General features: G+C 63.2%; 16 protein-coding genes. 3 read left to right on the top strand and 13 right to left on the bottom strand.

The window, feature by feature from the left end:
- The 3 genes from dnaG to ltrA form a co-directional block, all read right to left on the bottom strand.
- On the bottom strand, positions 1 to 1,908 hold the full coding sequence (dnaG, locus tag FEZ61_RS17460; protein WP_173149716.1) for a DNA primase: 1,908 nt from the start codon (positions 1,906 to 1,908) through the stop codon (positions 1 to 3).
- Positions 1,909 to 2,071: 163 nt separating this feature from the next.
- The gene (rpsU, locus tag FEZ61_RS17455; protein WP_007159750.1) at positions 2,072 to 2,287 is read right to left on the bottom strand and encodes a 30S ribosomal protein S21; all 216 of its coding nucleotides are present in this window, start codon (positions 2,285 to 2,287) and stop codon (positions 2,072 to 2,074) included.
- Positions 2,288 to 2,454: 167 nt separating this feature from the next.
- Complete coding sequence (gene ltrA / locus FEZ61_RS17450) at positions 2,455 to 4,143, bottom strand: group II intron reverse transcriptase/maturase (RefSeq protein ID WP_064306812.1); 1,689 nt, start codon at positions 4,141 to 4,143, stop codon at positions 2,455 to 2,457.
- 1,164 nt (positions 4,144 to 5,307) lie between these two features.
- On the opposite strand from ltrA, the gene tsaD reads away from it, so the two are divergent.
- Positions 5,308 to 6,333 (top strand): tRNA (adenosine(37)-N6)-threonylcarbamoyltransferase complex transferase subunit TsaD, encoded by a 1,026-nt coding sequence (gene tsaD, locus FEZ61_RS17445; RefSeq protein ID WP_173149714.1) that lies wholly within the window; start codon positions 5,308 to 5,310, stop codon positions 6,331 to 6,333.
- Between the two features lie 45 nt (positions 6,334 to 6,378).
- On the opposite strand, the gene plsY is transcribed toward tsaD, so the two are convergent.
- Positions 6,379 to 6,948, bottom strand: a complete 570-nt coding sequence (plsY, locus tag FEZ61_RS17440) for a glycerol-3-phosphate 1-O-acyltransferase PlsY (protein WP_173149712.1) — start codon at positions 6,946 to 6,948, stop codon at positions 6,379 to 6,381.
- Between the two features lie 110 nt (positions 6,949 to 7,058).
- Here plsY and folB point away from each other — a divergent pair, with 110 nt between their 5' ends.
- Together folB and folK are read left to right on the top strand one after the other, a co-directional pair.
- On the top strand, positions 7,059 to 7,412 hold the full coding sequence (gene folB / locus FEZ61_RS17435; RefSeq protein WP_007159747.1) for a dihydroneopterin aldolase: 354 nt from the start codon (positions 7,059 to 7,061) through the stop codon (positions 7,410 to 7,412).
- Entirely contained in the window at positions 7,409 to 7,942 is a 534-nt protein-coding gene (gene folK / locus FEZ61_RS17430) for a 2-amino-4-hydroxy-6-hydroxymethyldihydropteridine diphosphokinase (protein ID WP_173149710.1), read from the top strand. The genes folB and folK overlap by 4 nt, the downstream gene beginning before the upstream one ends.
- A gap of 292 nt (positions 7,943 to 8,234) precedes the next feature.
- On the opposite strand, the gene FEZ61_RS17425 is transcribed toward folK, so the two are convergent.
- The 9 genes from FEZ61_RS17425 to pdxA form a co-directional block, all read right to left on the bottom strand.
- Positions 8,235 to 9,362 (bottom strand): multifunctional CCA addition/repair protein, encoded by a 1,128-nt coding sequence (locus tag FEZ61_RS17425; RefSeq protein WP_017639523.1) that lies wholly within the window; start codon positions 9,360 to 9,362, stop codon positions 8,235 to 8,237.
- A 52-nt stretch (positions 9,363 to 9,414) separates the two neighbouring features.
- Positions 9,415 to 10,956, bottom strand: a complete 1,542-nt coding sequence (locus FEZ61_RS17420) for a SpoVR family protein (protein WP_064306809.1) — start codon at positions 10,954 to 10,956, stop codon at positions 9,415 to 9,417.
- Complete coding sequence (locus tag FEZ61_RS17415) at positions 10,953 to 12,224, bottom strand: YeaH/YhbH family protein (protein WP_093254956.1); 1,272 nt, start codon at positions 12,222 to 12,224, stop codon at positions 10,953 to 10,955. Before FEZ61_RS17415 ends, FEZ61_RS17420 begins: the two co-directional genes overlap by 4 nt.
- Positions 12,225 to 12,300: 76 nt before the next feature.
- Positions 12,301 to 14,223, bottom strand: coding sequence for a PrkA family serine protein kinase (locus FEZ61_RS17410; protein ID WP_064306876.1), 1,923 nt, complete (start codon positions 14,221 to 14,223; stop codon positions 12,301 to 12,303).
- Positions 14,224 to 14,588: 365 nt separating this feature from the next.
- On the bottom strand, positions 14,589 to 14,918 hold the full coding sequence (gene glpE / locus FEZ61_RS17405) for a thiosulfate sulfurtransferase GlpE (protein ID WP_017640351.1): 330 nt from the start codon (positions 14,916 to 14,918) through the stop codon (positions 14,589 to 14,591).
- Complete coding sequence (locus FEZ61_RS17400) at positions 14,915 to 15,736, bottom strand: symmetrical bis(5'-nucleosyl)-tetraphosphatase (protein WP_064306808.1); 822 nt, start codon at positions 15,734 to 15,736, stop codon at positions 14,915 to 14,917. Before FEZ61_RS17400 ends, glpE begins: the two co-directional genes overlap by 4 nt.
- A gap of 8 nt (positions 15,737 to 15,744) precedes the next feature.
- Positions 15,745 to 16,131 (bottom strand): Co2+/Mg2+ efflux protein ApaG, encoded by a 387-nt coding sequence (apaG, locus tag FEZ61_RS17395; RefSeq protein WP_064306807.1) that lies wholly within the window; start codon positions 16,129 to 16,131, stop codon positions 15,745 to 15,747.
- Between the two features lie 34 nt (positions 16,132 to 16,165).
- Complete coding sequence (gene rsmA, locus FEZ61_RS17390) at positions 16,166 to 16,957, bottom strand: 16S rRNA (adenine(1518)-N(6)/adenine(1519)-N(6))-dimethyltransferase RsmA (RefSeq protein WP_017640354.1); 792 nt, start codon at positions 16,955 to 16,957, stop codon at positions 16,166 to 16,168.
- Positions 16,958 to 17,249: 292 nt separating this feature from the next.
- Positions 17,250 to 18,245: a 4-hydroxythreonine-4-phosphate dehydrogenase PdxA gene (pdxA, locus tag FEZ61_RS17385; RefSeq protein WP_173149708.1), complete on the bottom strand. Its 996-nt coding sequence runs from the start codon at positions 18,243 to 18,245 to the stop codon at positions 17,250 to 17,252.
- Positions 18,246 to 18,255 lie beyond the last annotated feature (10 nt).

The raw sequence follows: 18,255 nt of genomic DNA, 5'->3' as shown, positions 1-18,255 counted from the left end.
TTAGGTCACGGACCCCGCCGGACGGCTGAGGAGTTCGCGTAGGCGGTCCTTGTCTTCGGAGCTCAGTTCGCTCTGTCGCGCCTTGCGTAGGAGTTGCTCCAGCGAGCGATCACGCTGGCTGGCGGCTAACCTCGTTATGGTGTCGAAAAACTGTTGTTCAAGGTTGTCGCCGGCAATCAGCCATTCTTTTTCCGCCAGGGCGCGCAACAGGCGTCCCTGTTCGGTGCCGTGCCAGCGGGCGATGAGTGCCAGGGTGCTCTGCCCCGGCTTCTTCTGCAGCGCCTCGACCAGGGCGACCAGCAACTGGGCGTACTGATCGCTTTCCTCGGCCAGGTCGCGGGCGTCCTGCACCGCCTGGGCGAGGGTGGGGTGGTGCAGCAGGCTGCGTAGCGCGGCCAGCACTGGCGTTTCCACCTTGACCGGTGGCTGGCGCGGGATGCGTTCGCCGCCGCCCTTGCCGTTGAAATCCTTTTTCCAGCCCTTGCCGTCACGCCCGCCCTTGCCTTCACGGCGGGGCGTCCACTGCTGCTGCACCGGGGCTTCCTCGGCATGGGCGTAGGCGTAGTCGCCATAGTCCATGGGCGGGGCATCCTGCGCTGGGGCGGCGGGCGCCAGCTGGCTCAGGGCGTCGTTGCCGAGGCCGGTGAGTTCGCTCAGGCGCTGGCGCATCAGCAGGCGCAGGTTGTTGCCGGGAATCTTCTCGATCAGCGGCGCCGCCAGGGTGGCCAGGTGCGCCTTGCCTTCCAGGGTGGCCGGATCCGCCTCGATCATCAGTTGCTGGAAGAAGTATTCGGCCAGCGGCTGGGCCTGCTGGACGAAGCGCGCCTGGAAGGCATCCGCGCCCTCGGCACGCACCAGGGTATCCGGGTCTTCGCCTTCGGGCAGGAACAGGAAGCGCACCCGGAAGCCATCCTTGAGCACCGGTAGCGCCGATTCCAGGGCGCGCCAGGCGGCGCTGCGGCCGGCCTGGTCGCCGTCGAAGCAGAACAGGATGCTCGGCACGATGCGGAACAGCCGCTTGATGTGCTCTTCGCTGGTGGCTGTGCCCAGGGTGGCCACGGCATTGCGGATGCCTTGCTGGGCCAGGGCGATGACGTCCATGTAACCTTCCACGACCAGGATCTCGTCCAAGTCGCGGTTGTGCTTGCGCGCCTCGAACAGCCCGTAGAGTTCCTGGCCCTTGTGGAACACCGGGGTCTCCGGCGAGTTGAGGTACTTGGGCTTGTCGTCACCCAGCACCCGACCGCCAAAGGCGATGACCCGGCCACGGCTGTCGCGGATGGGGAAGATCACACGGTCGCGAAAACGATCGTAGCGTTTGCCGCTCTCGGCGTTCTCCACCAGCAGGCCGGCGTCGAGCATGGCCTTCTGCTGCAGGTCGTCGCCGCCCAGGTGCTTGCCCAGGTTGTCCCAGCCCGGCGGGGCGAAGCCCAGGCCGAAGTCGCGGGCGATCTCGCCGGTGAGGCCGCGCTTCTTCAGGTAGTCCACCGCCGCCTGGCGCTTGGGATGATTGCGCAGCGCCAGGCGATAGAATTCGGCGGCCGCGGCCAGCAGCGGATAGAGCGGCGAGTCGGTGGGCTGCCGCGGCTTGCGCCGACCGCCACTCTCTTCGCGCGGCACGTCCACGCCGGCCTTCTTGGCCAGTTCCTCGACCGCCTCGGGAAATTCGAGGTTGTCGTGGTCCATGATGAAGCCCAGGGCATTGCCGCCGGCGCCGCAGCCGAAGCAGTAGTAGAACTGCTTGTCGGGGCTGACGCTGAAGGAGGGGGTCTTCTCGTTGTGGAAGGGGCAGCAGGCCATCCAGTTCTTGCCGGCCTTCTTGAGCTTCACCCGCGCGCCCACCACCTCGACGATGTCGGTGCGATTGAGCAGGTCGTCGATGAAGCCTTGCGGGATGAGTCCGGCCATGGTCAGCGTCTGGATAGAAGGGCGAAGAGCGGAGGGTGGGGCAGGCCAAATGGCCAGAAGGAGAGTCTAGCGCCAGCGGACGCCAGGGTGAAACGGGAAGGCCAGAAACAGACAACCCGACCAGAGGTCGGGTTGTTTGATGACGCCAGGGGAGCGCTGTAACTTAGTACAGACGCTCGCGACGGCGCTGCTCGCGCTGTACTTTCTTGGCGTGGCGCTTGACCGCGGCGGCAGCTTTACGCTTGCGCTCGGCGGTGGGCTTTTCGTAGAACTCGCGGCTACGAACTTCGGCCAGTACACCGGCCTTCTCGCAGGAACGCTTGAAACGACGCAGCGCTACGTCGAAGGGTTCGTTTTCTTTGACTTTGACGTTGGGCATCCAGGTCGTACCTTCAAATTTACCGAGGTTTAATCCAACGCTAGCGGCAAAAGGGCACGGGAAGCGTCGGTTTTTAGGTGGGTGGGAGCCAGCCATCGCTGACTGACTCCCCCCTAAGAACCGTACGTGCGTCTTTCAACGCTGACGGCTCAAGCCTTGTACAAAGCTCATGCGTGAGCCGGTTTGTCTACTGTCAAACCGCGTGCATGAAGCTGCTGGTGGCAAGTGGGGTGCAATAGTACGCGATTTTCCAAGCTGTCACCACCTCCGTTTGACCGAAAAATGATGTGATGGTCATGCCATCCGGTTTCTTGGGTTATCGGATTCTTGCACAGCTGACACAAGCCCTTCTGGCTGCTGTAGAGCGACGTCACCTGCGTCCGGTACTTCAGCTTCAAAAGCATCCGTCGTTGCCGCAAGATTTCGCCTTCAGCTTCCCAGGCCGGATCGAACGGGTTGTACTCCGCTGTCACCTTTATGTGCCGCTCAATCGCCATGCTCTCTAGTGAGTACAGGGCGACCTCCCGCTTTTTACCGTCCTCTCCTAGCACTACGGTGGCGAACCTTTTCTTGCCTTCTTCCCGAGCCAGGTAGTACCGCCTCCCGACCCAATCCAATGGCTTGTTGGGGTGTCGCCGTTTAGCCCAACGCCATACCGCATTGTAGATCCGATGATCCATGCGGCTGAACGCCTCCTTAGCTACCACGGGGCGGTGGTACATCGCCCAGCCCCGCAGCATCGGATTCAGCAGGTGGATGAGGTCCGCCTGTGTCACCGTCTTATGTCTACTGACGGCTTCCCGCACCTTGCTGTAGAACGCTTGCGCGTTTTTCCTGCTCGGTTTGATGAGGAGCTTCCCTTTGTATTTGCGGAAATTCCACCCTAGGAAGTCAAAGCCTCGGTCGATGTGCACAACGTGCGTTTTCTCCGGTGACAGTCGTAACCCGCGCGGGGCGAGGAACGCTTCCACCCAAGGTCTGACGACACCTTCCAGAAGCTCCTTAGAGTTTCCGGTAATGACGAAGTCATCCGCATACCGCACCACATTGACCTTTGGCGACTTGATCTTGAGCTTTTTAATGTGTTGCCTAAGCCCGATCTCAAGTCCGTCCAGTGTCATATTTGCCAAGGTGGGAGAGATGATTCCCCCCTGAGGCGTGCCGGCTTCCGTTGCCGATAGATGGCCTTTGTCTATGACGCCAGCCTTCAACCATTTTTGGAGTATCGCTCGGTCCATGGGGACCTTGCGGATCAGCCAGTCGTGGTTGATATGGTCGAAGCATCCCTGGATATCTGCCTCGAACACCCATCGGGCCGAGGCCTTTTTGGATAGTGAGACAAACAGCTGTCCCATTGCGTCCGCCGTAGACCGTTCAACCCTGAAGCCGTAGCTATTCGGGTCTGCGGTGGTTTCCGCGATGGGGGCTAGGGCAAGCAGATATAGCGCTTGCATTGCCCGATCCAGCATGGTCGGAATTCCCAGGGGGCGTTCCTTTCCATTGGCTTTAGGTATGTACACCCTTTTGAGGGGGCGTGGGCGATACCCGTGGCTCTTCAACCTACCTACTGCTTTCCATTTGGTGTCAGGTGTATCCCAAAGCTCGCGGTCGACTCCCGCCGTGCGCTTACCTTGGTTTTCAGTAACTCGCCGTACAGCCAAGAATCTGGCTGACTTAGAGCGGGTCAGCATCCTTTGCAGGGCCTTTGCTCTGCGCCATTTGCCTTCCCGACAAGCCTTCGCAATTCGCATCTGCATCCTTCGAACATTCCGCATGGTCCGACGCCAATCGACGTCGTGCCATTTGTGCGGAGTGCTGGAAAGCGCAGACACGTCTACAAGACCGAGCTCTTTCATGCTTCTTTCCTCTCCAGTGGGTTCACCCCTGAAGAGACGCACGTCCCCCCTGACGGGAGGAATACATCCCATCAGGAGATTGATTGCGGACCAAATACAACTTGGTCCTGGTGAATCGTAGAGACAAAGGTTAGCGAGAGGTCATGCGACGCAAGACCAGTGCGGAAGTCTGCCCGGTTTCCCGTGGGGTGATGTTTCAACCCCTATTCAGACGATTACAGCCTGACGTTCGCTTTCTCCGCTATCCCATACCCGCACCGCCAACAGGTTGCCTTGCGGCTTCCCTGCCCAGAGGGCAGCGATACGGGCTTACCACGTTCCCTGCCTGTCACACGACTGGGTTAGGACCTGCCTTTCCGCCGGAGATCACATTGACGACGTACCCCCAAACCCTACAGGAGTAACCGATCTCATACCGTTTGGTTCATGCCTATCAGCAGCTTTGGCACGGTTATCCTCACGACGTTTATCAGCAGTTCACATATGTTGCCCATACCAGCCAGCCTAGCGCCTCAACCCGGTTCTGCTCCGAGTATCCGCCCCACCACCTCGCGATGATGTGACGCCAAATGGGGCTACATTGTCAGTAGAGCTTCACACCCCACCGTTGCCAGTGACGCATGTCTACGTAGGCTACCGTTGGTCGCACAACGAGTCCGCTGCCACCCCTTTTTGGAGATGGTTGGACAATGACAAGCAGAGCTGTCGCTCTGTGCTTTGGAACAAGTACCCCCAATATCTCACGACAGTGGACAGATTCCATGCGCGAACGGATCTAGAGGATACTTGTGCCCTGAAGGGCGTAGGTATCGCCCTAGGGACTATTCGGAAGGTAGGAGAAGCGGAATTCCGCCATTTCCTATCGGTTGGGTTAGACCAAAGCCAAACCTCGCAATGCGATGATGGGCTGAGTGTCATAACTAACCAAAATCAGATACTTGTGCTGTTCTACAGGTTCGAACCCCCGGCATCGGGAATTCAGGTCTGATGGCACAGCTGCCGACCAAGCACAACACGAACCATGTCGTGTCGCACAGGGTTGCGGATAGTAACGCTTCAACTGCCCCGCTGCCAAGCCCCGGCGGACGAAAAGCGCTGGCCGGTGCTGGAAGCGGCGCTTATCATGCGCAGCCTGACATCTTATACCCTCGAAGGCTTATCTCCATGCGTGTTCTGGGACTGGAAACGTCCTGCGATGAAACCGGCGTCGCCCTCTACGACAGCGAGCGCGGCCTGCTGGCCGATGCGCTGTTCAGCCAGATCGATCTGCACCGCGTCTACGGTGGCGTGGTGCCGGAGCTGGCCTCGCGCGATCACGTCAAGCGCATGCTACCGCTGATCCGCGAAGTGCTGGAGGAGGCGGGCAGCCGTCCCGAAGACGTGGACGCCATCGCCTATACCGCCGGCCCCGGCCTGGTCGGTGCCCTGCTGGTGGGCGCCGCCTGTGCCCAGGCGCTGGCGTTGGCCTGGGGCGTACCCGCCCTGGGTGTCCATCATATGGAAGGGCATCTGCTGGCGCCCATGCTCGAAGAGCAGCCGCCGCAGTTTCCCTTCGTCGCCCTGCTGGTCTCCGGTGGCCACACCCAGCTGGTACAGGTCGATGGCATCGGCCGCTATACGGTGCTGGGCGAATCCCTGGACGATGCCGCCGGCGAGGCCTTCGACAAGACCGCCAAGCTGCTGGGCCTGAGCTATCCCGGTGGGCCGGAGATCGCCCGCCTGGCCGAGCGTGGGGTGGCGGGACGCTTCGTCTTTCCGCGGCCCATGACCGATCGGCCCGGTCTGGAATTCAGCTTCAGCGGTCTCAAGACCTTTACCCTCACCACCTGGCAGCGCTGCAAGGCCGCCGGTGACGACAGTGAGCAGACCCGTTGCGACATCGCCCTGGCCTTCCAGACGGCGGTGGTCGAGACCCTGGCGATCAAGTGCAAGCGCGCGCTGAAGCAGGCCGGGCTCAAGTCGCTGGTGATTGCCGGTGGTGTCAGCGCCAACCGCGCCTTGCGCGAGAACCTGGAGCAGATGCTCGGCGAACTGGGCGGCCAGGTCTTCTATGCCCGGCCGCGCTTCTGCACTGACAACGGCGCCATGATCGCCTATGCCGGTTGCCAGCGGCTGCTGGCCGGCCAGCAGGAAGGCCCGGCCATTGCCGTCAAGGCGCGCTGGCCCATGGAGCAGCTGGCGGCGCTCTGAGACGGGCGGAGGGCGTCGCCGGGTAATCCCCGTGCGGCGCCAGGATCAAAAATGACGCTCGGTCCCCTGGCGCAGCGCGCGCAGGTTGTGTCTGTGGCGTATCAGGATGAGCAGGGCGAGCAGCAGCATCGGTGCCAGCAGGTCCGGGCGCTGCCAGGCGAACAGCGGCAGGATGCCGAGCACCGCGACCAGGGACGCCATGGAGGCGATCCTCAGGCGGGCGAACACCGCGGCCCAGAGCACCAGGCCCAGCAAGGCTGCAGGCGGATAGAGCCCCAGCAGCAGACCGGCCGCCGTGGCGACGCCCTTGCCACCGCGGAAGTGGAAATACAGCGGATAGAGATGGCCGACCACGGCGGCCAGCCCGATCCAGGCCTGTTGCAGGGGCGCAAGGCCCAGTTGGTGGGCGATGAGCACGGGAATCAGACTCTTGCTCAGGTCGCCGGCGAGGGTCAGCAGCGCCAGCTTGCGTCCGGCCAGGCGCAGCATGTTGCTGGCGCCGGGATTGCCGGAGCCGTCGTGACGCGGATCGCGGGTGCCGAACAGGCGACTGAGCAGCACGGCGAAGGACAGCGAGCCCAACAGGTAGGCCAGCAGGAGCAGCAGCCAGAACATGGTAGGGTTCCGCGCCAGGAGAAGGCTCGATTCTACCGACAGCCCGCCGCCCGACGATAGGCCGGCGGTGACGATCACACAGAGCACGACAAAGGTGCGAGGCAAAGGCAGTGGACAAGGTTTTCATCGAGGGGCTCGAGGTCGACACCGTGATAGGGGTGTACGACTGGGAGCGTGACATCCGCCAGTGCCTGCGCATCGATCTCACCATGGGCTGGGATATCCGCGCGGCGGCCGCGAACGACGAACTCGAACACACCCTGAACTATGCGGCGGTGGCCGAGCGCATCACCGCCTTTGCCCACGAGACCGCCTTCGAGCTGGTCGAGACCTTCGCCGAGCGCCTGGCCGCCTTGCTTCAGGCGGAATTCAAGTTGCCCTGGCTGCGCCTGCGCATCACCAAGCCCGGTGCGGTGCCGACCGCCCGTGGTGTGGGCGTGGAGATCGAGCGGGGGCAGGCGTGACCCGGGTCTATCTGGGGCTGGGCAGCAACATCCAGCGCGAGCAGCATCTGGGCATGGCCCTGGACGAACTCGCGACGCTGCTGACCGACCTGCAGTGTTCACCGGTGTTCGAAAGCGAGGCGGTGGGTATCCGCAGCGCGCCTTTCTTCAATCTGGTGGTGGCGGGTGACACCGAGCTCGATCCCGCGACCCTGAGTCAGAGACTCAAGGCCATCGAAACCCGCAGTGGTCGCTATGCGCCGGATCGCCAAGGCCTGCCGCTGGACATCGACATCCTGCTGTATGGCGACCTGAGCGGCGAGTTCGATGGCCTGACCCTGCCGCGCGCCGAGATCCTGCGCAACGCCTTCGTGCTCTGGCCGCTGGCCTTGCTGGCCGGTGAGCGGCGGCATCCGGACAACGGTCGGAGTTTTGACGAGCTGTGGCAGGAGATGCGCGACCAGACCACCCAGGTGCTGCGGCCGGTATCCTTTAGCTGGAAGGGTATGGCGTTGACGCCGGCAGCGTTGCTTGGCGCCAAGCTGGCGTAACGCAGTGGTCGTTGGGCTTCGCTGCGCTCAGCGCCAACCTACGGAAAACCGGCTTGCGCTTGGTCTTTCTCTCCCTGCCGTAGGTTGGGTTGAGACGGCGCCATCGTCGAAGCCCAACGGGGCTCCGGGGGAGAGTTGTTAGGCTTCGCTGCGCTCAGCGCCAACCTACGGGGCCCCGGCTTGCGCTTGGCCTTCCTCTTCCTGCCGTAGGTTGGGTTGAGACGGCACCATCGTCGAAGCCCAACGGAGCTACGGGGTAGGGGGGTTGGGCTTCGCTGTGCTCAGCGCCAACCTACGAGAGCTGGGCCAGGGCGTCGAGGCGGGCCTGCTTGAGGGCCTCGCCCAGGGCGGCGCCCTTGAAGCCCTGGGCGACCAAGGGCTGGACCTCGACCCCGCGCAACACCTCGGCTGCCTGGCGCAGCAGGGTCAACGGTGGTTCGCCGTCGTCGGTCCTTACCGCCGCCGCACAGGTGCAGGCCTGGAGGAACTCCTCGAAGCGCGCCGGACGCCGCAAGACGTCGAAACCCTGCAGCAGCTCGAACCAGGCCTCCGGTGTCAGCTGTCGCGCCTGCAGGGCCGTGGGCCAATGGCGCGCCAGCAACAAGGCCAGTTCGGCGGGTTCGCGCGGGACCTTGAGGCGGGCGTTGATGGCAGCATGTCGCTCTTCCGGTACGTCCAGCAGCAGGCAGGCCCAGCGCACGTTCAGCGACGCCTGGACCTCGGCGCTCTGGCGCAGGGTGGCATAGACCCGGGCGCCGGGTTCGGGTTGCTCACCGGCGAACCCGGCAGCCACCTCCGGCAGGAGCGCCGCCAGGGCGCCGCAGTCGTGCAGCACCCGAATGAAGACATCGGGCCGCTCTTCAAGCAGCGCACGGGAGATTTCCTTCCAAAGTCGTTCGGCGGTCAGGGCGTCCAGCTCGCCACTGGCGACCATCTCCTGCATCAGCAGCAGCGTCTCGGGCGCCACCTGGAAACCCAGGCTGCAATAGCGGGCGGCGAAGCGGGCGACGCGCAGCACGCGCAACGGATCTTCGGCGAAGGCGGGCGAGACGTGGCGCAACAGGCGCGCCTGGAGATCGGCGCGGCCGCCGTAGGGGTCGATGACCTGGCCGTCGTCGTCTTCGGCCATGGCGTTGACGGTCAGGTCGCGACGGATCAGATCCTGTTCCAAGGTGACGTCGGGCGCGGCGTGGAAGGTGAAGCCACCGTAGCCGCGCCCGCTCTTGCGTTCGGTACGGGCCAGGGCGTATTCCTCACCGGTCTGGGGATGCAGAAACACCGGGAAATCGGCGCCCACCGGGCGATAGCCCTGGGCGGCGAGGGCTTCGGCGGTGGCGCCCACCACGACCCAGTCGACTTCGGTGACCGGTCGGCCGAGCAGGCGATCCCGTACGGCACCGCCCACCTTGTAGATTTGCATAGAAAAAGACCTCCTTGCGGAGGTCTAGGATAGCCCGAAAGAGCGACTCGGCTCAGATCGGCGACGCCAGATCCAGGCGGCGGTCGTGATCGCGGCTCTCATGGCGGGGCGGAACCTGGAAGCTGTGGGTGACGTCTTCGCCCCTCACGCTTTCCAGTCGAATGTCGAAGCCCCAGAGCCGGTGCAGGTGCTTGAGCACCTCGTCCGTGGAGTTGCCCAGCGGCTTGCGGTCATGCTGGAAGTGGCGAAGGGTAAGGGAGCGATCGCCACGCCGGTCCACGTTCCAGATCTGCACATTGGGCTCTCGATTGCCCAGATTGTATTGAGCGGCGAGTTGCTCACGGATCAGGCGATAACCGCCGTCGTCGTGGATGGCCGCCACTTCCAGTTCGTCGCGCTGGTCGTCATCGAGGATGCTGAACAGCTTGAGGTCGCGGATCACCTTGGGCGAGAGATACTGCAGGATGAAGCTTTCGTCCTTGAAGCTCTTCATGGCGAAGGTGACGGTGGCCAGCCAGTCGCTGCCGGCGATGTCGGGGAACCAGCGGCGGTCTTCTTCCGTGGGATCCTCGCAGATGCGGCGGATGTCGCGGAACATGGCGAAGCCCAGGGTGTAGGGGTTGATGCCGCTGTAATAGGGGCTGTCGAAGCCCGGCTGGTAGATCACCCCGGCGTGGGATTGCAGGAATTCGAACATGAAGCCTTCGGTGACCAGGCCCTCGTCGTAGAGATCGTTGAGCAGGGTGTAGTGCCAGAAGGTGGCCCAGCCCTCGTTCATCACCTGGGTCTGGCGCTGGGGATAGAAGTACTGGGCGATCTTGCGCACGATGCGGATCACTTCGCGCTGCCAGGGCTCCAGCAACGGCGCGTGCTTTTCCACGAAATATAGGATGTTTTCCTGGGGTTCGCTGGGGAAGCGTGCCCCTTCGTCATGGGCCTCCTTGCCGGCCATCTTGGGAATGGTCCGCCAGAGGTCGTTGACCTGCCGCTGCAACTGCTCTTCGCGCTCCTTCTGCCGCTGGCGTTCCTCGGCGGCGGAAATGGGGTAGGGCCGCTTGTAACGATCCACCCCGTAGTTCATCAGCGCATGGCAGGAATCCAGCAGTTCTTCCACGGCATCGATGCCATGGCGTTCCTCGCACTGGGTGATGTACTGCTTGGCGAACACCAGGTAGTCGATGATGGAGCTGGCATCGGTCCAGGTGCGGAACAGGTAGTTGCCCTTGAAGAAGCTGTTGTGGCCATAGCAGGCGTGGGCGATCACCAGCGCCTGCATGGTCATGGTGTTCTCTTCCATGAGGTAGGCGATGCAGGGATCGGAGTTGATCACGATCTCGTAGGCCAGGCCCATCTGGCCGCGGCTGTAGTGCTTCTCGGTGTGCAGGAAGTGCTTGCCATAGGACCAGTGGTTGTAGCCGATGGGCATGCCGACGGAGGCATAGGCATCCATCATCTGCTCGGCGGTGATCACCTCGATCTGGTTGGGATAGGTATCCAGCGCATAGCGCTTGGCGATCCGGGCGATCTCCCGGTCGTAGGTCTGGATCAGCTCGAAGGTCCATTCCGAGCCGGTGGAGATGGGCTCACGTTTCATGACACGAGTCTCCGCTGGAACAGTTCGCGGAACACGGGATAGATATCCCCCGCCGAGACGATCTGCTGCTGCGAGAAGGAATCCGGGAAGGCGCCGCGGACGTTCTCGTATTCGTACCACAACGCCTGGTGCTCGCGCGGGGTGATCTCCACATAGGTGTAGTACTGCATGAATGGCAGGATCTGCTTGGTCAGGATCTCCCGGCAGATGGGCGAGTCGTCGTTCCAGTTGTCGCCGTCGGAGGCCTGGGCGGCATAGAGATTCCACTCGTTGACCGGATAGCGCTCGGCCATGACCTCCTGCATCAGCTTGAGAGCGCTGGAGACGATGGTGCCGCCGGTTTCCCGGGAGTAGAAGAATTCCTCCTCATCCACTTCCTTGGCACTGGTGTGGTGGCGGATGAACACCACCTCGATGCGCTCGTAGTTCCGCTTGAGAAACAGGTAGAGCAGGATGTAGAAGCGCTTGGCGATGTCCTTGGTGGCCTGGGTCATGGAGCCGGAGACGTCCATCAGGCAGAACATCACCGCCTTGGAGCTGGGGCTGGGCTGCTTGGACAGCAGGTTGTACTTGAGGTCGAAGGTGTCGAGGAAGGGCACCTTGTCGATGCGCGCGCGCAGCCGCTCGATCTCGGCCTCCAGCACCTGGATGTCGCCCAGGTTGTCGGGCTCTTCCACCCGCAGCCGCGCCAGTTCGGCCCTGGCTTCGCGCAGCTTGTTGCGGCTGCCGCCGGAGAGGGCGATGCGCCGGGCATGGGAGGCGCGCAGGGTGCGGATGATGTTGATGCGGGCCGGATTGCCCTCGTTGCTGATGCCGGCGCGTACCGTCTTGAAGGTATCGGTGCCGGTCAGTTGCTTCTTGACCAGGTTGGGCAGCTCCAGGTCTTCGAACATGAAGTCGAGGAATTCGTCCTGGGTGATCTGGAAGGCGAATTCGTCCATGCCTTCGCCGCTGTTGCTGGCCTTGCCCTGGCCCTGACCACCACCGCCACCCTGGGGCCGCGGGATGCGTTCGCCGCTGACGAATTCCTTGTTGCCCGGGTGGACGATGGTCTGGCGCCCGCCCTTGCCTTGGTACAGCGCGGGCTCGTCGATGTCACGGGCAGGAATGCTGATCTGCTCGCCGTGCTCCATGTCGGTGATGGAGCGCCGACTCACGGCTTCCTCGACCGCCTTCTTGATGTGCTCACGATAGCGCCGCAGGAAACGCGTGCGGTTCACCGTGCTCTTGTTCTTGCCGTTTAGACGCCGGTCGATGACATAACTCATACAGGCCCTCCGGGCTATTGCAGGACGCCACGACGACGCGGCAGGCGCGTCGTCGCGGGTTCAGCCTCAGGCTGCCTTACTGCGACTTGCGTACCCGTGAATACCACTCGGACAGCAGCCGCACCTGCTTCTCGGTGTACCCGCGCTCCACCATGCGGGTCACGAAATCACTGTGCTTCTGCTGATCTTCCTTGCTGGCCTTGGCATTGAAGCTGATGACCGGCAGGAGCTCCTCGGTGTTGGAGAACATCTTCTTCTCGATCACCGCGCGCAGCTTCTCGTAGGACAGCCAGCTCGGATTCTTGCCGTTATTGTTGGCACGGGCGCGCAACACGAAGTTGACGATCTCGTTGCGGAAATCCTTCGGATTGCTGATGCCGGCCGGCTTCTCGATCTTCTCCAGTTCCTCGTTGAGAGAGGCGCGATTGAGGATCTCGCCGGTTTCCGGATCGCGGTATTCCTGATCCTGGATCCAGAAGTCGGCGTAGAGCACATAGCGGTCGAAGATGTTCTGGCCGTATTCGCTGTAGGACTCGAGGTAGGCGGTCTGGATCTCCTTGCCGATGAACTCCACATAGCGTGGCGCCAGGTATTCCTTGATGAATCTCATGTAGCGCTCGCGGGTCTCGGCCGGGAACTGCTCGGCTTCGATCTGCTGCTCCAGCACATAGAGCAGGTGCACCGGGTTGGCCGCGATCTCGTTGGCGTCGAAGTTGAACACCCGCGAGAGGATCTTGAAGGCGAAGCGGGTGGACAGGCCGTTCATGCCCTCGTCGACGCCAGCGCTGTCGCGGTACTCCTGGATCGACTTGGCCTTGGGATCGGTGTCCTTGAGGTTTTCGCCGTCGTAGACACGCATCTTCGAGTAGATGTTGGAGTTTTCCGGTTCCTTGAGGCGAGAGAGCACCGAGAACTGGGCCAGCATCTTCAGGGTGTCCGGCGCGCAATGGGCGTTGGCCAGGGAGCTGTTGACCAAGAGCTTGTCGTAGATGTGGATCTCGTCGGAGACACGCAGGCAGTAGGGCACCTTGACGATGTAGATCCGGTCGATGAAGGCCTCGTTGTTCTTGTTGTTGCGGAAGGTGTGCCACTCGGATTCGTTGGAGTGGGCCAGGATGATGCCGCTGTAGGGCAGGGCGCCGAGGCCTTCGGTGCTGTTGTAGTTGCCTTCCTGGGTCGCGGTCAGCAAGGGGTGCAGGACCTTGATCGGGGCCTTGAACATCTCCACGAATTCCATCAGGCCCTGGTTGGCGCGGCACAGGGCGCCGGAATAGCTGTAGGCGTCCGCATCGTTCTGCGGGTATTCCTCCAGCTTGCGGATGTCCACCTTGCCCACCAGGGCGGAGATGTCCTGGTTGTTCTCGTCGCCCGGTTCGGTCTTGGCGATGGCGATCTGGTTGAGGATGGACGGGTAGAGCTTGACCACCTTGAACTTGCTGATGTCGCCACCGAATTCCTGCAGGCGCTTGGCCGCCCAGGGCGACATGATGCTGCGCAGGTAATGGCGAGGGATGCCGTAGTCCTCTTCGAGAATCTGACCATCTTCGTCGGGATTGAACAGCCCCAGCGGCGATTCGAACACCGGCGAGCCCTTGATGGCGTAGAAAGGGACCTTCTCGATCAGGTGCTTGAGTTTCTCCGCGAGGGAGGATTTGCCGCCACCTACCGGGCCGAGCAGATAGAGGATCTGCTTCTTCTCTTCCAGGCCCTGCGCCGCATGGCGGAAGTAGGACACGATCTGCTCGATGCAGTCTTCCATGCCGTGGAAGTCGGCAAAGGCCGGATAGCGGCGGATGACCTTGTTGGAAAAGATGCGGGACAGGCGTGAGTCGCTGGTGGTGTCCACCAGTTCGGGTTCGCCGATGGCCATGAGCATGCGCTCGGCGGCACTGGCAAAGGCGGTACGATCCTTCTTGCAGATCTCAAGGTATTCCTGAAGGGAATACTCTTCCTGGCGAGTCGCTTCAAAACGCCCCTGGAAGTGACTGAAAATGCTCATGACGTCTCCTCGCTGGATACCCTGGACCAGCTTGGAATCGATGCCTGGAGCCTTGCCTTGCTGCCGATGGGGAGCGGTCATGCCGGGCGACGAAAGATAACGTCTCTAATACCTTCGCGGTCGTCTTGCCTAATCGATCCTTACACGCTTGCAGAGAAGGGTTGGGTTTCGAGAGACGCACGAAGGAGACCGATGGAAACGGTCCCCCTGGAATTCCCCCGAATCTCCAGTGGTTACACCGATGGTCCAAAGCCGGTTATCGAGCCCGCCGTTTCCGGAGGGCCTGATTCCAGAATAGTCCTATCTGCGAGATGTGGAAGAGCCAATTCGGTTTATTCTTGTAACCACAGCGTCAAGCCGCTGTGTTAAACGCCCGCGCCGCTTTCGGTCTGCTCGGGATAGAGGGTGCGCCAGTTTTCGAAGCCGCCGTCGACGCTGTAGACCTGGCTGAAGCCCTGGCCGGCGAGAAAGGCCGCCGCGCTTTGGCTGGAATGGCCGTGGTAGCAGAACACCAGTAGCGGCGCGTCGAGATCGGCGGCGGCGATGAAGTCATGGATGTTCTGGTTGTCGATCCGCTGGGCGCCGGCGACGTGCAGGGTGGCATAGCTGTGCGGATCGCGGATGTCGACGATCCGGGCGCCCTCACTGCGCAGTTCCAGGGCCCGTTCGGGGGAGATACAGGTGAATTCGCTCATTTCTTCTCCTTGCAACTGCAGAGATGACGGCGGTTGCCGTCGACGTCGAGCAGGGTCATGTCGCCGCCCCAGACGCAGCCGCTGTCGAGGGCCTCGACATTGGGCGCTGCGCAGCGACCCTTGAGCGCGGCCCAGTGGCCGAACAGGATGCGCACGTCGCGGGTCAGCCGATGCTCGTGGCTGAACCAGGGGGCGAAGCCGGCCGGCGCACTGTCCAGGCCTTCCTTGCTCTTGAATTCCAGCCGACCTTCCGGACTGCAGAATCTCATGCGCGTCAGGTAGTTGGTGATCAGGCGCAGGCGCTCCTGGCCCTGGAGATCATCTTGCCAGAGCGCCGGCTCATTGCCATACATCTGCTCGAGAAAGGGCACATGGGCCTGGTCATCGCGCAGCACGGCCTCCACTTCGCCGGCCAGGCTCTTGGCCTGGGTCAGCGTCCATTGCGGTGGCAGGCCGGCGTGGACCAGCACGCAGTTGCGTTCGGCATCGTGCTGGATCAGCGGCAGGTGGCGCAGCCAGCTCAGCAGTTCGTCGCGATCGGGAGCGGCGAGGATGTCGCTCAGGGTGTCCTGCTTTTTCAGCCTGGCGCCGCCAAGGGCCACCGCCAGCAGGTGCAGGTCGTGGTTGCCCAGGACGCTGACCACCGAATCGCGTATCGCGTACAGGTATCTCAGGGTTTCCAACGACTGAGGTCCGCGGTTGACCAGATCACCTACCAGCCAGAGGCGGTCCTGCGCGGGATCGAAGCGGACCTCGTCGAGGAGGCATTTGAGCGGGTCGAGGCAACCTTGCAGGTCACCAACGGCGTACAGCGTCATCGGCAGTCCTAGTGTAGCGAGCCCGGTACGGCCAGGCGGAAGGTGGGGATGGCGGCGTCGAAGAGGTGGCCATCGCTGGCGACCATCTGGTAGCTGCCCCTCATACTGCCGACCTGGGTCGGCATCAGGGTGCCGCTGGAATAGCTGTGGGTCGCGCCCGGGGCGATCAGCGGCTGCTCGCCCACCACGCCCGGCCCACGCACTTCCTGCACCTCGCCATTGCCGTCGGTGATGATCCAGTGGCGGCTGAGCAGTTGCGCCGGCAGCTGGCCGTCATTGCGGATGCTCACATCGTAGGCGAAGGCGTAGCGCTCCTGGCTGGCGTTGGATTGTTCGGGCAGGTAGCGGGTGGTGACCTGCACGGTGATGAGGTAGCGCGGATCGGGCTCGGTCACGAAAGGATTCTCTGCGGATACGGGTGGAAAGGCTTCAGCTGGACGCCAACTGGTTGGCCAGGCGCACATAGGCGGCCAGGTCCAGCTGCTCCGGGCGCAGCCCGGGATCGACGTCGGCGGCTTCGATGGCGGCGCTGTCCAGGGTGCCCTTGAGGGTGTTCCTGAGGGTCTTGCGGCGCTGGCCGAAGGCCTCGCGGACGACGCGTTCGAGCAGGACCGGGTCACGGGCCACGTGGGGGCGCTCGGTATGAGGCACCAGGCGGACGATGGCCGAATCCACCTTGGGTGGCGGATTGAAGGCGCCCGGACCGACGTTGAACAGGTGCTCCACGCGGCAGTGATACTGCACCATGATCGACAGCCGGCCCCAGTCGCCATTGCCGGGCACCGCGGCCAGACGTTCCACCACTTCCTTCTGCAGCATGAAGTGCATGTCGGCGATGATGTCGGCGAAACTGAGCAGGTGGAAGATCAGCGGCGTGGAGATGTTGTAGGGCAGGTTGCCCACCACCCGCAGTCGATCGCCCGCGGCGATGCTGGAGAGGTCGTATTTCATGGCGTCACCCTGGTGCAGGGTGAACAGCGGATTGAGGCCGAACTTGAGTCTGAGCAGGGGAATCAGGTCCTGGTCCAGCTCGATGACATCGAGCCGGGCGCCGCTGCCGAGCAGCCCTTCGGTGAGGGCGCCCTGGCCCGGGCCGATCTCCAGCAGTCGCTCGCCGGGTCGCCCGTGGATGGCGCGAAGGATGCGATGGATCACCCCGGCGTCGTGCAGGAAGTTCTGGCCGAACCTCTTGCGGGCGCGGTGTTGGTAGAGCTCGGTCATCAGGTGCTCCGGCGCAGGCAGCGGGCCTGCGATGTCAAGACGGCAAAGACCCACCAGTTTAGCAGACCCTTGACCGTCACCGGGGCGCTCGGAGGCTGTTCATAACCTGCTACGCGTCGGCCAAACTGCGTTGAAAAGACCCTGGAAGGCCAGCCCCACCTAGGCGGCCCCGTCGGAAATGCTCATTTACCGTTCGTAAACTCGCCCGCGAGCCCGATCCGCTTCCTCAGGGCTTTTTGCGGGGCCGCCCAGGCCTTGTATGTCTCTAGCTCGCGAGGTTATGAATAGCCTCTTAAGTCACCGAGCGGCGATGGGCCGCCATGCTGTAGGCGGTGTCGAGAGCCACCTTCAGACTGCCGGTGTCGATGTGACCGCTGCCGGCCAGGTCCAGGGCGGTACCGTGATCGACCGAGGTGCGAATGATCGGCAGGCCCAGGGTCACATTGACCGCGGCGCCGAAACCCTTGTGCTTGAGCACTGGCAGGCCCTGGTCGTGATACATGGCCAGGACCGCATCGCAGTGATCGAGGTGCTTGGGGGTGAAGAGGGTATCGGCAGGCAGCGGCCCGACGAGGTCGAGGCCCTCGGCGCGCAGGCTGTCCAGTGCCGGCTCGATGATCTCGAGCTCTTCGCGGCCCAGATGACCGCCCTCGCCGGCATGGGGATTGAGGCCACAGACCAGGATGCGGGGTTGGGCGACGCCGAAATAGCGTTGCAGGTCGTCGTGCAGGATGCGGGTGACTTGGAGTAGCGTCTGGCGATCGATGGCATCGGCCACCTCGCGCAGCGGCAGGTGGGTGGTGACCAGGGCCACCCTCAGGCCGGCGGTCGCCAGCAGCATCACCACCTGGGGGGTGTCGGTCAGCTCGGCGAGGAATTCGGTATGGCCGGAAAAGGCCACGCCGCCGTCATTGATCACGCCCTTGTGCACCGGCGCGGTGATCATCCCGGCGAAGGTGCCGTCGAGGCAGCCCTGGCCGGCGCGGGTCAGGGTTTCCAGGACGTAGGCGGCATTGGCGGTATCCAGCTGCCCGGTCACCACCGGCGCGCCCAGCGGGGTATCCCAGACATAGAGGGCACCGGCCGGCGCCGGGCGGTCGGGCCAGGCCGTGGGGTCTATCGCGATGAGGTCGATGGCGAGCCCCAGCTCCACCGCGCGGGCGGCCAGCAGGTCGCAGCTGGCGATGGCGATCAGGGCGTGGGGCTGGGCGACGCGCGCCAGCAGCAGGCAGAGGTCGGGACCGATACCGGCGGGTTCACCGGGGGTCAGGGCGAAGCGCAGGGCCATGGCGGGCTCC

This window comes from Pseudomonas sp. MS15a(2019) (assembly GCF_013277805.1).
Lineage (GTDB): Bacteria > Pseudomonadota > Gammaproteobacteria > Pseudomonadales > Pseudomonadaceae > Chryseomonas > Chryseomonas benzopyrenica.
This window is presented reverse-complemented; position numbering and strand designations above follow the sequence as displayed.

What these genes read in the sequence shown, in the direction of transcription:
- dnaG (WP_173149716.1), bottom strand. Translation starts at nt 1,908, where the DNA reads ATGGCCGGACTCATCCCGCAAGGCTTCATCGACGACCTGCTCAATCGC.
- rpsU (WP_007159750.1), bottom strand. Translation starts at nt 2,287, where the DNA reads ATGCCCAACGTCAAAGTCAAAGAAAACGAACCCTTCGACGTAGCGCTG.
- ltrA (WP_064306812.1), bottom strand. Translation starts at nt 4,143, where the DNA reads ATGAAAGAGCTCGGTCTTGTAGACGTGTCTGCGCTTTCCAGCACTCCG.
- tsaD (WP_173149714.1), top strand. Translation starts at nt 5,308, where the DNA reads ATGCGTGTTCTGGGACTGGAAACGTCCTGCGATGAAACCGGCGTCGCC.
- plsY (WP_173149712.1), bottom strand. Translation starts at nt 6,948, where the DNA reads ATGTTCTGGCTGCTGCTCCTGCTGGCCTACCTGTTGGGCTCGCTGTCC.
- FEZ61_RS17425 (WP_017639523.1), bottom strand. Translation starts at nt 9,362, where the DNA reads ATGCAAATCTACAAGGTGGGCGGTGCCGTACGGGATCGCCTGCTCGGC.
- FEZ61_RS17420 (WP_064306809.1), bottom strand. Translation starts at nt 10,956, where the DNA reads ATGAAACGTGAGCCCATCTCCACCGGCTCGGAATGGACCTTCGAGCTG.
- FEZ61_RS17415 (WP_093254956.1), bottom strand. Translation starts at nt 12,224, where the DNA reads ATGAGTTATGTCATCGACCGGCGTCTAAACGGCAAGAACAAGAGCACG.
- FEZ61_RS17410 (WP_064306876.1), bottom strand. Translation starts at nt 14,223, where the DNA reads ATGAGCATTTTCAGTCACTTCCAGGGGCGTTTTGAAGCGACTCGCCAG.
- glpE (WP_017640351.1), bottom strand. Translation starts at nt 14,918, where the DNA reads ATGAGCGAATTCACCTGTATCTCCCCCGAACGGGCCCTGGAACTGCGC.
- FEZ61_RS17400 (WP_064306808.1), bottom strand. Translation starts at nt 15,736, where the DNA reads ATGACGCTGTACGCCGTTGGTGACCTGCAAGGTTGCCTCGACCCGCTC.
- rsmA (WP_017640354.1), bottom strand. Translation starts at nt 16,957, where the DNA reads ATGACCGAGCTCTACCAACACCGCGCCCGCAAGAGGTTCGGCCAGAAC.
- pdxA (WP_173149708.1), bottom strand. Translation starts at nt 18,245, where the DNA reads ATGGCCCTGCGCTTCGCCCTGACCCCCGGTGAACCCGCCGGTATCGGT.